Here is a 13,959-nt window from a genome sequence, read left to right as displayed (position 1 = left end):
GCCCGACCGCCGACGGCGTTCGCGAGCCGCTGAACCGTCGCGCCACCATCGGCATCAACTTCCGCTAAAAACGGAAGGCGATCCGAAGCCTTCGGCCTCAAGCAGGCCGAAGGCCGGTAGGCCAAGACTACAGAGCCGCCGGTCCTCCAAAGAGGGCCGGCGGTTTTGCTTTGCGCGACATCCGCCGATGCAGCGCCTACGTATGACGATCATCGCCGAACGAGGCTGTCCCATGCCGCGCCGTCTCCTTCTGATCCTCGCCATCCTCGCCGCCGCCGCCTGCTCCGGCGGCGACAGGGCCGAGGGCGGCGCTCCGCCCGCCGTGCAACAGGACAGCGGCCGCCGCGAGGTCGCGGTCTTCGCCGGCGGCTGCTTCTGGTCGACGGAATCCAATTTCGAGCACATGCCCGGCGTGGTGGCCGCGGTCTCCGGCTTCGCCGGCGGGCGAACCGCCAATCCGACCTATGATCAGGTCGTGCGCGGCGGCACGGGACATCTGGAAGCGGTCCAGGTCACCTTCGATCCCGCCCGGATCTCGTATCGCGCCCTGGTCGATCGCTTCTGGCGCACCATCGATCCGACCGATGCGGAGGGCCAGTTCTGCGACCGGGGCGCCAGCTACGGGACCGCCGTCTTCGCCACGACCGCCCAGCGTCCGACAGCGGAGGCTTCGCGCGCGGCCGCCGTCCGGATCATCGGCGCCGATCGGTTTGTGACACCCGTTCGCGCCGCCGCCCGGTTCTGGCCCGCCGGGGCCGAGCATCAGGATTTCGCCCGCCGCAATCCCGTTCGATACGGCGGCTACAGCCGATTCTGCGGCCGGCCCGAGCGGCTTCGTCAGGTCTGGGGCTGAAAAACCATCCACAGTTGTGCGTTGCAACATGGTGTGTCCCGACGGCCACCCCCGCCGACTGTCATGTCACTGTCACATCAATGTCGTCCCACTTTCCAACGGCGCGCCTAAGGGGGGCGTGATTTCGACCGGCCGCCGCCGGACGAGGGCGCTTCCGCCCAGCTCATCGGGGATAGATGACAATGACGAACCGCAAACGCGTGTTCTGGGCCACCACGGCCCTCTTCAGCGGCCTGCTTCTGGCCGGCGCCGCTTCGGCCCAATCGACCGGCTCCGCCGCGGTTGAAGAAACTGACCTGGGCGAGGTCGTCGTCACGGGTTCGCGCGGTCCGCGCAGCATCGACGGCGCGATCGTCGCCCAGCAGATCGGCAAGTCGCGCTCGACCGTGACCCAAGAGTACCTGGCCCGCCAGCAGCCCGGCCAGAACACCCTGCAGTCGCTGAACCTGCAGCCGGGTGTGAACTTCAACAACAATGACGCCTACGGCAACTCCGGCGGCGACCTGACCATCCGCGGCTTCGACGCCCAGCGCATCTCGATGAACCTCGACGGGATCCAGCTGAACGACACCGGCAACTACCAGATCTATCCGACCCAGCAGATCGAACCGGAACTGCTGGAGCGCGTCAGCGTCAACCAGGGCACGACCGACGTCGATAGCCCGACCGCGGCCGGCACCGGCGGCACCGTCAACCTGGTGACCCGTCGTCCGAGCAACGACTTCGGCATCATCGTCCAGCCGTCGATCGGCACCGACAACTACCAGCGCATCTTCGCGATGCTGGACACCGGCGCCATCGGCCCCTGGGGCACGACCGCCTGGCTGGCCCTGTCGGCCAACAGCTACGAGCAGTTCGACCGTGACGGCGTGACCAACCCGGGCGACCTGGAGCGCCAGGCCGTCAACGGCCGCATCTATCAGCCGCTAGGCGACAACGGCGACTTCGTGTCGGTGGCCTTCCGCTATCAGGAAGACCGCAACAACACCTACGGCCGCAAGAACGTCCGCAACTTCAACAACGGCGGCGTGCTTGAAGCCGGCAACACCCAGTCCTGCCAGCTTCTGGCTCCGGGCGCCGGCCGTCAGGACCACGGCACCGCCGCCCTGAACCCGGGCTGCGGCAGCTTCTACGGCACCTTCTTCAACCCGACCGACAGCTTCAACGTCCGCGGCCAGTCGCGCTTCACCCTGACCGACAAGCTGACCCTGACGGTTGACCCGCAGTTCTCCTACACCCTGGCGAACGGCGGCGGCATTCAGGCGATCGAGGAAACCGATCAGCGCCTGCAGGGCCTGATCTACAACCCCGCCACGGCCGCGACCCGCGTCGCCAACGGCGTCGATCTCAACGGCGACGGCGACATCCTCGATCGGATCCGCCTGTACTCGCCGTCGAACACCCGCACCAACCGCACCAGCGTCAACGGCTCGCTGATCTATGATCTGAACGAAGATCACCGCTTCCGCGTGTCGTACACCCACGACTTCGGTGTGCACCGTCAGACCGGCGAATACAGCCGCGTCGACCTGGGCGGCCTGCCCGCCGACTGGTTCGGCGGCGTCATGAACAACGGCCAGCAGATCCTGACGCGCGACGGCAACGTCTTCCAGAAGCGCAACCGTCGTTCGACCGCCGAACTGAACCAGGTTTCGCTGCAGTACGTCGGTGACTACTTCGACAACGCCCTGACCCTCGATCTCGGCGTGCGGATGCCCTTCTTCAAGCGCAACCTGCAGAACTTCTGCTATCAGCTCGACACCTTCGACGCCTACTGCTCGGCCCAGGCCCCGCGCACTTCGGCGGGCGTGCTGATCACCCCGACCCCGGGCGCCCCGGTCGCCTTCGAGCGCAAGTACGACGACGTCCTGCCGAACGTGAACGTCACCTGGCGCTTCGCCGAGAACCAGCAGCTCTTCGCCTCGTATTCGAAGAACCTGTCGGCTCCGCGTACCGATGACCTGTACGACCGGATCCCGGCCAACCCGGAACCGGAAACCACCAACAACTACGACATCGGCTACCGTTACCAGTCCAGCCGCCTGATCGCCTCGGTCTCGGCCTACTACTCGGCCTTCCAGAACTACATCGTTCGCGCCTACGAAGAAGTTCGCGACGACGACGGCAACCTGCTGGACACCATCGCCTACACCACCAACGCCGGTGATGTGGACCGCTGGGGCGTCGACGGCCAGATCGGCTACTTCGTCAACGACAACCTCTCGCTCTACGCCACGGCCTCGTACCTGGGCAGCGAGATCAAGGAAGACATCCCCGGCACCACCGCCGGCAGCACCTTCGCCACCAAGGGCAATGAGCTGTTCGAAGTGCCGGAATGGCAGTACGGCCTGCGCGCCCAGTACGAAGTCGGCGCGCTGACCCTGGGTGTCCAGGGCAAGTACGTCGGCGAACGCTGGACCACCCTGGTCAGCCAGGGGCCGGGCTCGAACGACTACACCAAGGACTACACCCTGGTGGACGTCGATCTGCGCTACGACCTCGACTTCATCCGTCCAGGCACCTACCTGCAGATCAACGCCCTGAACGTGTTCGACGAACTGTACCTGTCGGATATCGCGACCTCGACGGCTCCGTCGGGCTCGGGCCAGACGGCCAACCTGGGCGCTCCGCGCTCGGTCGTCGCCACCCTGCGCGTCGCCTTCTAAGGCTCACGCGGTTCAGACTGAATGGAGGGCGGTCCGGAAACGGGCCGCCCTTTCTTCTTGCGCGCCGCCTCGCATCGCCTGGGCCTGCACGTCACCCGCGACGGCCGGAACGTTGAAGTCGGGGCCGCGCATGTCTATCTGGCGCGGCTGGCCTGTTTCGCCGCGCACAAGGATCGCTTCCGCCCATGACCACGCCCGTCCCCGCCGAATGGTCGCCGCACCGCGCGATGTGGGTCGGCTGGCCCAGCCATGGCGAGCTGTGGGAAGACAACCTCGAACCGGCGCAGGCCGAGGTCGAGGCTCTCGTGCGCGCCCTGGCCGGTCCGGGGCGTGAACACGTCAAGCTGCTGGTCGGCAAGGCCGAGGCGCTGGACGATGCCCGCGCCCGCTTCGCCGCCGTGGACGGGGTCGAGGTCATCGACGGTCGCTTCGGCGACATCTGGCTGCGCGACACCGGCCCGATCTTCGGCGCCGGCTCGGCACGCGCCGCCGCCTTCCGCTTCAACGGCTGGGGCGGCAAGTACGAACTCGAGCACGACGACACCGTCGCGACCCAGATCGGCGCGGCCTCCGGCGTGCCGCTCGATCGCAACGACTTCATCCTCGAGGGCGGGGCGCTGGACCACGATGGGCAGGGGACCATCCTGACCACCCGCCAGTGCCTGCTGAACCCCAACCGCAACCCCGGCTGGACTGAGTCCAAGGCCGAGGCCGCCCTGACCGGGGCGCTGGCCGCCCGCAAGGTGCTGTGGCTGGGCGACGGCCTGCTGAACGACCACACCGACGGCCACGTCGACAACCTGGCCCGCTTCGTCGCGCCGGGCGTGGTGGCCTGCCCGATCGCCTGGGGCCGGAACGATCCAAACGACGACGTCTATGACGCGGTGGCCAAGGCCCTGTCGGAGATGACGGATGCGGCCGGCGGGCCGATCACGGTCCTGCGCCTGCCGTCGCCCGGCCTGGTGCTGGACGAGGACGAAAAGCCGATTCCCGCCAGCCACATGAATTTCCTGATCGCCAACGGCGCGGTGATCGTCCCGACCTACGGCGACGACCGGGCCGCCGACCTGGCCTGCCAGGGCCTGAAGGCCGTCTATCCAGACCGCGAGATCATCCCGCTGCCGTCGCTCGCCATCCTGAGCGGCGGGGGATCCTTCCACTGCATCAGCCAGCAGGAGCCTGCGTAATGAGCCGCACGATCAGCGTCGCCGCCATCCAGACCGCCTATGGCGAGGACATGCAGACGAACATCGACAAGACGGTCGGCTTCATCCGCGAGGCCGCGGCCCGGGGCGCGCAGGTGATCCTGCCGTCCGAGCTGTTCCAGGGGCCGTATTTCTGCGTCTCGCAGGAGGAGAAGTGGTTCGGCACGGCCTGGCCGTGGCGTGAACACCCCGCCGTCGTCCAACTGCAGCCGCTGGCCAGGGAACTGGGCGTGGTCATTCCCGTCTCGATCTTCGAGCGCGAGGGGCCGCACTATTTCAACTCGCTGGTGATGATCGACGCCGACGGGACCCTGATGGGCGTCTATCGCAAGAGCCACATCCCCGACGGCCCCGGTTATCAGGAAAAGTACTACTTCCGGCCCGGCGACACCGGCTTCAAGGTCTGGGACACCAAGTTCGGCCGCATCGGTGTCGGCATCTGCTGGGACCAGTGGTACCCGGAGACCGCCCGCGCGATGATGCTGCAGGGCGCTGAGATCCTGATGTATCCGACCGCCATCGGCACCGAGCCGCATGACGACACCCTGGACACCGCCGCGCCGTGGCGCCGCGCCATGCAGGGCCATGCCGTGTCAAACGTCGTGCCGGTCGTCGGCGCCAACCGCATCGGTCATGAGCAGGTGACGGAGGCGGGCCAGACCTTCTACGGCCACTCCTTCATCGCCGACCATCGCGGCGACCTGGTCGAGAGCCTGGAGCGGGAGGAGGGCGTGCTGGTGCACACCTTCGACCTCGACTTCCTGGATCGCCACCGCGCGGCCTGGGGCTTCTTCCGCGACCGCCGCACCGACCTTTACGGCGTCATCAGCGGCCCGCGCCCGGCCTAGGAGCCGGCCTGCCTGAGCGCCCGGCGCTCTGCGGCGCACGACGGATTGGTCAGGCCTTCCGCCCGGGCGGCCGCCACCTCGGCGCGCGCGGCCTCCAGATCGGCGGCGAAATCCGGCGTGGCGGCGGCGCGGGCGTACAGCGTCCGGCCGATGCTCGCGCCGTCCCGCACGTCGCTAGGCCAGTTCATGCGGCAGACGATGCGGCTGAAGCCGATCTCGGCCCCCTCTCGGCGCGCGGCCTCGGCCCGGTCGGGCGCGAGGTCGGCGAACATTTCGCCATAGGCGGCGCCCGCGACCGCGCCGTTGGCGGGCCAGGACGGGCTGTCGCGCATGGTGTCGGTGACGCGCTGGCAGGGCTGAAGGGTCGGGTCGACGGCGATGGGACGCGCGCGCGCGTGCCCGGCGGCCAGGCGGCGGGTCAGGCTGTCGGCGTCGACCAGAAGACGGTTCATCAGCCGGGTCAGGGCCGGGCGGGGCGCGCCGGCCAGGCGGGTCCCCAGGGCGCAGTCGAAATGCTGGGCGGCTTCGGGCGGACGCAACTCCGCCTGGGCTGTGGCCATCCACCAGCGGTCGGACCCGGGCGCGGCGCCCGGCGTCTCGTCACCGGTCCAGGTCAGGGTCGTGAGCGAGGGGGTGAAGGCGCCGGACAGGGCGTCGAGGGCGCCGGCGTCCAGATAGCCGGACACGGGCAGGGCCGCCGGGCCGCTCCTGCCGCTCGTGGCGCAGGCCCCCGGCAGCAGGATCATAGCCGCGACGGCGGCCGTCCGGATCAGTGGCCGCCGGTCCACGACAGCTGGACGTCGTTGGGGGCGCCGTCGACCGGGGTCACGACCACGGTCAGCAGGCGGGTTCCGCCGTCGCCGGCCGAATAGGCCCGCGCCTCGCCCCGGTTCAGGCTGTTGATCGGCTTCAGGCCCGCGGCTTCAGCGCGCTGGCGATAGAAGGCGACGACCTCGTCCGGCGTGGCGTCAGTGGTGAAATCAAGCATGCCGCCGGGACCCGCAGGCCCTTGGGCCGAGATGGCCGCAGACTTGGGCTGGCCGCCCGGGTAGATGACCGCGAACGCGGGAGCGTCAGCCGCGGCGGGCTCGGCGGTTGTCGCAGGGGGCGCAACGGCGGGGCCGGCCGCCGTCGTGGCCTCGGTGGCGCCGTCCGTCGGCGTCGCTTCGACGGCCGCGTCATCCTTTTTCGCGTTGCTGTCGCAACCGGTCATGACGATGGCCGCCGTGATCGTGGCGGCCCAAAGCATGCGCTTCATCCCGTATCCGTCCTTGAGACTGCGTTGTTGGCTTCACCGTGGCCCAACCATGCGGCGGCGGCAAGGCGGCAAGAGGCCGGTTCGGCGACCGAGCGCCGGAGTGTGTCAGCCCGTCGCCGCGTCGGCTTCTCCCCGCCCGCCCTCGGCGGGATCGCCCGCCGGCCCTTTCAGATCCTTGCCCGTGTTCTTCACCGCATTGGGTTCCACACCCGACGGAGACTGGGGATCGGCGTAGGCCATGCCCTCGCTGGCCAGGGTCTCGTTGATCAGGTCCTGGTCGGGGTCGTCGTCCGAACCCGTGGCGGCCCCGCCCTGCAGGGAGCCAGCGCGCGTGTCCGATCCCATGTCCGAACCCGACAGGGCCTCGGTCAGGGCGTCCGGCGTGCGCCCCAGGTCCGGCTTTTCACCCATGTCGTCGGCTTCGCGGGCGTCTTCGGTCTGCTGTTGCTGCTCGGTCATGGAAAACTCCTTCCCGAACATAGCGGTCGGGGGCGGGCGAGGTTCCGAAGCGGGAGCAGCCCGTAAAAATATATCTTACGACTATTGCGTAGTGATTTTTAAGATATATCTTTGCCGCATGAAAACGAAAGGACACATGATGTTTGGATTTCACGAAGACGAACGCGGCCACCACGGCCGCCACCACAATCACGACCGGGAATGGGGCCGCGGCGCCCGCTGCGGCGCGGACCGGGGCGACGGCGAAGGCCGCGGCTTCGGTCGGGGCATGTTCGGCCGCAGCGGACCCGGCGGGCGCCATGGCATGGGCGGACGGGGCGGCGGCCGAGGCCGGCGCATGTTCGGCCCGGGCGACCTGAGGCTGGTGCTGCTGGCGCTCATCGAGCAGGAGCCCCGCCACGGCTACGACCTGATCAAGGCCATCGAGACCGCCTTCGGCGGCGGCTACGCCCCGTCGCCGGGCGTGGTCTACCCCAACCTGTCTCTGCTCTCGGACGAAGGCCTGATCGCCGGTGTCGAAGCCGGCGGCAAGCAGGTCTTCTCGGTGACGGAGGCGGGCCAGGCTTGGCTGGACGAGAACCGCACGGCCGTGGACGGCGTCATGCAGCGCATGGTGCTGGCGGCCCGGATGGTCTCGGGCGAACAGGCTCCGGAAGTGGTGCGCGAGGCCCTGCACACCCTGCGTCAGGCCATCGTCACCAAGCCCGGCGACTGGAGCGATCCGGAAACCGCGCGGGTGGTCGAAAGCCTGATGAAGGCGGTCCGCGAGATCAGCGGCCAATAGGCGAACACCGACAGGAAAAAGGGGGCCGCGATCGCTCGCGGCCCCTTCTTCATGCCCGGTCTGGCCGATCAGCGCTGTTTGCGGGCCCGGTCGGCGGCGTCCAGCATCCGAATTGCGGAAATCTCGGCCGCGTCGGCGGTCAAGGTCATCGCCGCCTCGGGCGGATCCTTGATCACGACCACGCCGTCCACGGGCGCCGGGGTCAGGGGATCGACAATCAGGTCATCGGGCTTGGGCGGGCGCTGGCTCATGCGGACTGAATGATCCGGTCCGACCCTTGTTCCCAAACAGAAAAAGGCCGGGATCGCTCCCGGCCTTTCGTGTCTCTCTCTCGTGCGCCGGGTCTAGCCCGCGGGCATCAGGATGCGTTCGTCCTTGCCGAACAGCTTGTTCCAGCGACGCTTGTCGCGGTTCTTCCAGGTCCCGCGGTGATAGGCGTCCGAGCCGATCAGCGGCACGACGGTGGTGGCTTCGGCGAAGACCATCTGCTCGTGCGTGGTCTGCACCTTGCCCCACGAGGCGGCTTCCTTGAGCGTCGAGGACGAGCAGGCGCCGTCGCGGACGTCGGCGACCGTGATCTGGACCGCATAGCGGTGCATCTCGGCCTCGATGCCGAGGATCTCGGCGCAGACGACCGTGTCCTGGGCGAAGTTCTTGGGCACCCCGCCGCCGACCATGAACAGGCCGGTGACGCCCGCGGCGATCTTGATGTCGGTCAGTTCGCGGAAGTCCGCCACCGCGTCGATCATCAGATAGGGCTTGCCCTCGGCGATCCGCTCCTTCTGGTGCTTGACCAGGCCGAAGCCGGCCGAGGAGTCCACGAAGGCCGGGCAGAAGATCGGCACGCCCTCTTCATAGGCGGTCTGGATCAGCGAGCCGGGCTTCTTCGCGTTGCCTTCCGACAGCCACTTGCCCATTTCCCAGATGAACTCGCGCGAGGAATAGCCGCGCGGCTCCAGACGGTTGCAGATCTCCAGGATGGTGTGATCGCAGGCCTGGAGTTCTTCCTCGTCGATGTAGGTGTCGTAGATCCGGTCGATGTAGTTGTCGCGCAGGACGTTGTCGTCCACTTCCCCGGCGGCCTGGTAGTGTTTGAAGCCCAGGGCCTCGAAGAAATCCATGTCGACGATCGAGGCGCCGGTGGCGACCACGGCGTCGATCATGCCGAACTTCACCATGTCGCGGTACACGTGCATGCAGCCGCCGGCCGAGGTCGAGCCGGCCAGGATCAGCCACGGCGAGCAGTCCTTGTCCTCGATGGCCATGTTGAAGATGTCGGCGGCGCGGGCGGTGTCGCGCGACGAGAACGACATCTTGCGCATGCTGTCGATGATCGGACGGGCGTCGAACGAGGTGATGTCGACGTGCTCGACCGTGTTCTGGAGCAGTTGGGCTTTTTGGTTCGATTGAACGGGAGCGTTCATTGCAAGGGTTTCCCTTTGATTTGAGCGCCCGTCGTCAAAAGAGAACAGCGGCCCGGACGGAGCGACGGGCCGCTGCTTGTTACAACGCAAAAGCGACGGTTTAGCGCCGTTGCTTCTTCCGCTGGCCCGCCTTGCCCTTCGGGCGCGACAGGCGGACGATCTTGCGGGCCTGCTCTTCCGCCGAGGTGCGCACGGTCGGGATGGAGCGCGGCGCCAGGCCGTAGAGCGAGGCCATCGGGGCGTCCTCGACCGCGGCGATGTCATGCTCGCCATAGCCGTTGAAGCCGGTGGTCATGGCGACGCCATAGGCGCCGAGCATGCCGATCTCGATGAAATCGCCTTCCTGCACATCGGCCGGCAGCCAGAACGGGCCCGGCATGTGGTCGATGGAATCGCAGGTCGGGCCGTAGAAGCGGAAGGGCTTCAGGTCAGACGAGGCGTCTCCGTCCCGGACCAGCTTGGTCGGGAAGGGCCAGCGCGAGTGGGTGGCGTCGAACAGCGAGCCGTAGGACCCGTCGTTCAGATACAGGGCGTCGCCCTTGCGCAGGTCCACGCGGCACAGGACCGACGAGGATTCGGCGACCAGCGAACGGCCCGGCTCGCACCACAGCTCGGTCGTTTCCGACACGGGCATCTCGCGGAAGCCGCGATGGATGGCGTCGGCGTATTCGCTCATGTCCGGCGGGACCATGCCCGGATAGACCGAGGGGAAGCCGCCGCCGACATCGACGATGTCCACGAAGACGCCGGCGCGGCTGATGGCGCGGCCGACCTGGGCCATGGCGGCCTCATAGGCGGACGGGCGCATGCATTGCGATCCGACGTGGAAGCAGACGCCCATCAGGCCGTCCTTCACCGCCTGGCGGGTGGCCAGCAGCAGGGACGGGGCCTGGTCCGGCGAGACGCCGAACTTGCCCGACAGGGAATAGGCCGCGCCGTCCGCCGAGACCGCCATGCGAACCAGCAGGTTCAGGTCGGTCGCGCCGCCGGTGGATTCGATGATCTTCTGCAGCTCGTCATGGCTGTCGAGCGAGAAGGTGCGGACGCCGTGGTCGAAATAGGCCTTGGTGATCGCGCCGCGGCTCTTGACCGGGTGCATGAAGGCCAGGCGTGCGTCGACGCTCACCGAGCGAACCAGCTCGATCTCGCCGATGGAAGCCACGTCGAAGGCGGTGACGCCCGACTCGATCAGGGTCTCGATGACCCAGCGCGAAGGGTTCGCCTTCACCGCATAGAAGACGTCAGCGTTCAGATTGTCCTGGAACCAGCGCGCCGCTACGGAAACCGAACGCGGTCGCACGAGGGCGACGGGACGTTCAGGGGACCGCTCGCGGACCAGGTCCAGGGGAAATGGATACGTGCGCAATTCACGTAAACCCCTGTAATTGTTAAACCCAGACCGGCGTTAGCAGCGCAACGTTAGACCTACGGGGTCCGCCGGAAGGCGCGATATGAGGTCATACGACTGTCATGTAAAGAGGTTTTTTCTAGGCGGGCGTTGATCTTGCTCGAGATTTGTCCGCGTGCGGAACGAGCTTGGCCGCCCGGCATGACTCAGCCGTAACTTGCCGCGCCGCGGAGCGCTGATACCGTCCCCTCCGCATATCATTCGGGGGACTGTTCCATGCGCCGCGCCGCTCTTCTCGCCGCCGTCTTTCTCGCCGTCACGCCGTGGCAGGCCTTCGCCCAGGTTCCGGCCTCCGAACTGGCCCGCAGCGTCGACATCCCCTTCCAAGAGTTCACCCTCGACAACGGCCTGAGGGTCGTCGTCCACACCGACCGCAAGGCGCCGGTTGTGGCCATCCACGCCTGGTACAACGTCGGCTCCAAGGACGAGCCGGCGGGCCAGACCGGCTATGCCCACCTGTTCGAGCACATCGGCCTGTTCAATCCGACCGAGAACGTGCCCGGGGGCCTGATGGAGCCCCTGCGGGCCATGGGCGCCACAGACTGGAACGGCACCACCTGGTTCGACCGCACCAACTTCTTCCAGACCGTGCCGACCTCGGCGGTGGACCAGGCGCTCTACATGGAGAGCGACCGGATGGGGCACCTGCTGGGCGCGCTCAGCCAGGAGCGGCTCGATAACCAGCGCGGCGTGGTCCAGAACGAGAAGCGCCAGGGCGACAACCAGCCCTACGGCCTCGTTTATTACACGGTGCTGGAGACCCTCTTCCCCGAGGGGCACCCCTATCGCCACTCGACCATCGGCTCGATGGCCGATCTGGACGCCGCCAGCCTGGAAGATCTGCGCCAGTGGCACCGCGACAACTACGGCCCCAACAACGCCGTCCTGGTGCTGGCGGGCGACATCGACACGGCGACCGCGCGGCCGCTGGTCGAGAAATACTTCGGCCACATCCCCAGCGGCGCGGTGAACGAACCGGCCCAGGCCGACATCCCCACCCTGGCGGCGCGCGTCGACAAGGTGCTGCACGACCGCGTGCCCAACACCCAGCTGTCGCGCAACTGGGTGGTCCCCGGCCTGGTGTCCGACGAGGCGGCGGCCCTGGACATCGCCGCCAGCGTGTTCGGCGGCCTGGCCAGCTCGCGCCTGGACAACGCCCTGGTGCGCGGCGACGAGACGGCGACCTCGGTCAGCGCCTCCTATCAGCCGTTCCAGCGGCTGGGCATGATCGACATCGATGTGAACGTGAAGGCGGGCGGCGACGCGGACGCCGTCTCGGCGCGGCTGGACCAGCTGCTGGCCGACTATATCGCCAGCGGCCCGACCCAGGCCGAGGTCGAGCGCGCCGTGACCCGCCGCATCGCCGGGGTGCTGCAGGCGCTTGAGCCGACCGGCGGCTTCGGCGGAAAGGCGGTGACGCTGGCCGAAGGCGAGCTCTACGCCAATGATCCCGGCTTCTACCGTCGTCAGCTGGCCGCCTACGGTGCGGTGACGCCCGCCTCGGTCAAGGCGGCCATGCAGCGCTGGCTGACCCGTCCGGTGCTGGCCGTCCGCGTCGAGCCGGGCGAGCGCGAAGCCTATGCCGAGGCCGCCGATAACCGTCCGGCCCCGGCGCCCGCCGCCCCTCTGACGATCACCCCGCGCGCGCCCATGCCGCCTGTCGGCGAGATGCGCCCGCTGGTCTTCCCGGCCACCGAACGCCTGCGCCTGTCGAACGGGATGGAGGTCGTCTACGCCCGCTCGACCACGGTGCCGATCACCCGCGTGGCGGTCGAGTTCAACGCCGGCCTGGCCGCCGATCCGGCCGATGAACTGGGCGCCCAGACCCTGATGCTGGGCCTGCTGAAGGAAGCCGCCGGCGACCGTGACGCCGCCCAGATCGCCGAGCGCGAGGAACAGCTGGGCGCCAGCATCAGCGCCGGCGCGTCGATGGACCGCACGGTCATCAGCCTGATGTCGCCGACCGCCAATCTGGACCCGGCCCTGGCCCTGATGGGCGACATCATCCGCCGTCCGGCCTTCCGGCCGGGCGATATCGAGCGCCGCCGGACCCAGCAACTGGCCCAGATCGCCCAGGAGCGCAGCTCGCCCAACGGCATGGCCGGGCGCGCCTGGCCCGCCCTGGTCTTCGGCGCCGGCCATCCCTACGGCCGTCCCATGACCGGCCTCGGCTCGCCCGAGAGCGTCGGCGCGATCAGCCGCGAGGATCTGCAGGCCTTCCATGCCCGCTGGATCCGCCCCGACCTGGCCCAGATCTTCGTCGTTTCCGACAAGCCCCTGTCGGAGGTCGCCGCCCTTCTGGAAGCCCATCTCGGTCAGTGGGCGCCGCCGGCTTCGGCCCGCGGCGAGAAGAATTTCGCCGCCGCCGTCCCGACGGCCCAGCCGCGCATCATCCTGGTCGACCGGCCCCAGTCGCCCCAGTCGATCATCCTCGGCGCCATGGTCCTGCCGACGACCGGCCATCAGGACCGGGTGGTCTTCACCGCCGCCAACGAGGCGATCGGCAGCGGCTTCCTGTCGCGCATCAATCAGGACATCCGCGAGACGCGCGGGTGGTCCTACGGCCTGGGCGGCTCCGCCGCCGGGCTGGAACAGCAGGTGCCCTACATCATCTCCGCCCCCGTCCAGTCGAACCGCACGGGCGAGTCGGTGCAGGTCCTGATCGATCAGTACCGCGCCTTCCTGTCCGACCGGGGCGTCACCGCCGCCGAGCGCGAGCGGATCGTCAACGCCAACGTCCGCCAGATCCCGGGCCAGTTCGAGACCTCGGCGGCCCTGCTGGGCGCCCTGCGCTCGAACGCCCTCTACGGCCGTCCTGACGACTACTGGACCACCCTGGCGCCCCGCTATCAGGGGCTGGACCAGGCCGCGCTGGACGCCGAGGCCCGCCGCCTTCTGGGGGAAGCGCCCTTCGTCTGGGTGGTCGTGGGCGATGCGGCGACCGTCCGGCCCCAATTGGAAGCCCTCGGCCTGCCGGTCGAAGTCCGGACGGCGCAGTAGGGCAGGGCGTGCCCGCGGCGCCGTTCCGCTGGACGAAATCGTCGCGGACGTGCC

Annotated in this window: 13 protein-coding genes; 7 read left to right on the top strand and 6 right to left on the bottom strand. The window is 68.4% G+C overall.

Annotated features, from left to right (window positions below; translation table 11 throughout):
- Nucleotides 1–232: 232 nt before the first annotated feature.
- The 5 genes from msrA to aguB all read left to right on the top strand — a co-directional run bounded on the left by msrA (nt 233) and on the right by aguB (nt 5,572).
- A complete protein-coding gene (gene msrA / locus AC07NB_RS17300) occupies nt 233–853 on the top strand; it encodes a peptide-methionine (S)-S-oxide reductase MsrA (protein WP_494572482.1) in 621 nt (206 codons plus the stop codon).
- Nucleotides 854–1,035: 182 nt separating this feature from the next.
- A complete protein-coding gene (locus AC07NB_RS17295) occupies nt 1,036–3,519 on the top strand; it encodes a TonB-dependent receptor (protein ID WP_291838851.1) in 2,484 nt (827 codons plus the stop codon).
- Between the two features lie 57 nt (nt 3,520–3,576).
- Nucleotides 3,577–3,708: a hypothetical protein gene (locus AC07NB_RS17290; protein ID WP_492314099.1), complete on the top strand. Its 132-nt coding sequence runs from the start codon at nt 3,577–3,579 to the stop codon at nt 3,706–3,708.
- Complete coding sequence (locus AC07NB_RS17285; RefSeq protein WP_494572481.1) at nt 3,705–4,706, top strand: agmatine deiminase family protein; 1,002 nt, start codon at nt 3,705–3,707, stop codon at nt 4,704–4,706. The genes AC07NB_RS17290 and AC07NB_RS17285 overlap by 4 nt, the downstream gene beginning before the upstream one ends.
- Nucleotides 4,706–5,572 carry an N-carbamoylputrescine amidase gene (gene aguB, locus AC07NB_RS17280; protein ID WP_494572480.1) on the top strand — a complete coding sequence of 289 codons (867 nt, stop codon included), beginning with the start codon at nt 4,706–4,708 and terminating at the stop codon, nt 5,570–5,572. The genes AC07NB_RS17285 and aguB overlap by 1 nt, the downstream gene beginning before the upstream one ends.
- On the opposite strand, the gene AC07NB_RS17275 is transcribed toward aguB, so the two are convergent.
- The 3 genes from AC07NB_RS17275 to AC07NB_RS17265 all read right to left on the bottom strand — a co-directional run bounded on the left by AC07NB_RS17275 (nt 5,569) and on the right by AC07NB_RS17265 (nt 7,289).
- Complete coding sequence (locus tag AC07NB_RS17275; protein ID WP_494572479.1) at nt 5,569–6,318, bottom strand: phosphatase PAP2 family protein; 750 nt, start codon at nt 6,316–6,318, stop codon at nt 5,569–5,571. The genes aguB and AC07NB_RS17275 overlap by 4 nt on opposite strands.
- Before the next feature lie 23 nt (nt 6,319–6,341).
- Nucleotides 6,342–6,830, bottom strand: coding sequence for a hypothetical protein (locus tag AC07NB_RS17270; protein WP_494572478.1), 489 nt, complete (start codon nt 6,828–6,830; stop codon nt 6,342–6,344).
- A gap of 105 nt (nt 6,831–6,935) precedes the next feature.
- Complete coding sequence (locus AC07NB_RS17265; RefSeq protein WP_494572477.1) at nt 6,936–7,289, bottom strand: ribonuclease; 354 nt, start codon at nt 7,287–7,289, stop codon at nt 6,936–6,938.
- 136 nt (nt 7,290–7,425) lie between these two features.
- On the opposite strand from AC07NB_RS17265, the gene AC07NB_RS17260 reads away from it, so the two are divergent.
- The gene (locus tag AC07NB_RS17260; protein WP_494572593.1) at nt 7,426–8,073 is read left to right on the top strand and encodes a PadR family transcriptional regulator; all 648 of its coding nucleotides are present in this window, start codon (nt 7,426–7,428) and stop codon (nt 8,071–8,073) included.
- A 68-nt stretch (nt 8,074–8,141) separates the two neighbouring features.
- On the opposite strand, the gene AC07NB_RS17255 is transcribed toward AC07NB_RS17260, so the two are convergent.
- The 3 genes from AC07NB_RS17255 to AC07NB_RS17245 form a co-directional block, all read right to left on the bottom strand.
- Nucleotides 8,142–8,324 (bottom strand): hypothetical protein, encoded by a 183-nt coding sequence (locus tag AC07NB_RS17255; RefSeq protein ID WP_291834636.1) that lies wholly within the window; start codon nt 8,322–8,324, stop codon nt 8,142–8,144.
- Nucleotides 8,325–8,417: 93 nt separating this feature from the next.
- On the bottom strand, nt 8,418–9,497 hold the full coding sequence (locus AC07NB_RS17250; RefSeq protein WP_291834633.1) for a 1,9-bis(guanidino)-5-aza-nonane synthase: 1,080 nt from the start codon (nt 9,495–9,497) through the stop codon (nt 8,418–8,420).
- Nucleotides 9,498–9,597: 100 nt separating this feature from the next.
- Complete coding sequence (locus AC07NB_RS17245) at nt 9,598–10,863, bottom strand: type III PLP-dependent enzyme (RefSeq protein ID WP_492314106.1); 1,266 nt, start codon at nt 10,861–10,863, stop codon at nt 9,598–9,600.
- A gap of 258 nt (nt 10,864–11,121) precedes the next feature.
- On the opposite strand from AC07NB_RS17245, the gene AC07NB_RS17240 reads away from it, so the two are divergent.
- A complete protein-coding gene (locus AC07NB_RS17240) occupies nt 11,122–13,905 on the top strand; it encodes a M16 family metallopeptidase (RefSeq protein ID WP_494572475.1) in 2,784 nt (927 codons plus the stop codon).
- Nucleotides 13,906–13,959: the final 54 nt, after the last annotated feature.

It is taken from the genome of Brevundimonas sp. GW821-FHT09G01 (assembly GCF_059416065.1).
This window is presented reverse-complemented; position numbering and strand designations above follow the sequence as displayed.

Excerpts from the sequence above, each read along its gene's own strand:
- AC07NB_RS17240 (WP_494572475.1), top strand. The coding sequence starts at position 11,122 with ATGCGCCGCGCCGCTCTTCTCGCCGCCGTCTTTCTCGCCGTCACGCCG.
- AC07NB_RS17255 (WP_291834636.1), bottom strand. The coding sequence starts at position 8,324 with ATGAGCCAGCGCCCGCCCAAGCCCGATGACCTGATTGTCGATCCCCTG.
- aguB (WP_494572480.1), top strand. The coding sequence starts at position 4,706 with ATGAGCCGCACGATCAGCGTCGCCGCCATCCAGACCGCCTATGGCGAG.
- AC07NB_RS17260 (WP_494572593.1), top strand. The coding sequence starts at position 7,426 with ATGATGTTTGGATTTCACGAAGACGAACGCGGCCACCACGGCCGCCAC.
- AC07NB_RS17285 (WP_494572481.1), top strand. The coding sequence starts at position 3,705 with ATGACCACGCCCGTCCCCGCCGAATGGTCGCCGCACCGCGCGATGTGG.
- AC07NB_RS17275 (WP_494572479.1), bottom strand. The coding sequence starts at position 6,318 with ATGATCCTGCTGCCGGGGGCCTGCGCCACGAGCGGCAGGAGCGGCCCG.
- AC07NB_RS17250 (WP_291834633.1), bottom strand. The coding sequence starts at position 9,497 with ATGAACGCTCCCGTTCAATCGAACCAAAAAGCCCAACTGCTCCAGAAC.
- AC07NB_RS17295 (WP_291838851.1), top strand. The coding sequence starts at position 1,036 with ATGACGAACCGCAAACGCGTGTTCTGGGCCACCACGGCCCTCTTCAGC.
- msrA (WP_494572482.1), top strand. The coding sequence starts at position 233 with ATGCCGCGCCGTCTCCTTCTGATCCTCGCCATCCTCGCCGCCGCCGCC.
- AC07NB_RS17265 (WP_494572477.1), bottom strand. The coding sequence starts at position 7,289 with ATGACCGAGCAGCAACAGCAGACCGAAGACGCCCGCGAAGCCGACGAC.
- AC07NB_RS17270 (WP_494572478.1), bottom strand. The coding sequence starts at position 6,830 with ATGAAGCGCATGCTTTGGGCCGCCACGATCACGGCGGCCATCGTCATG.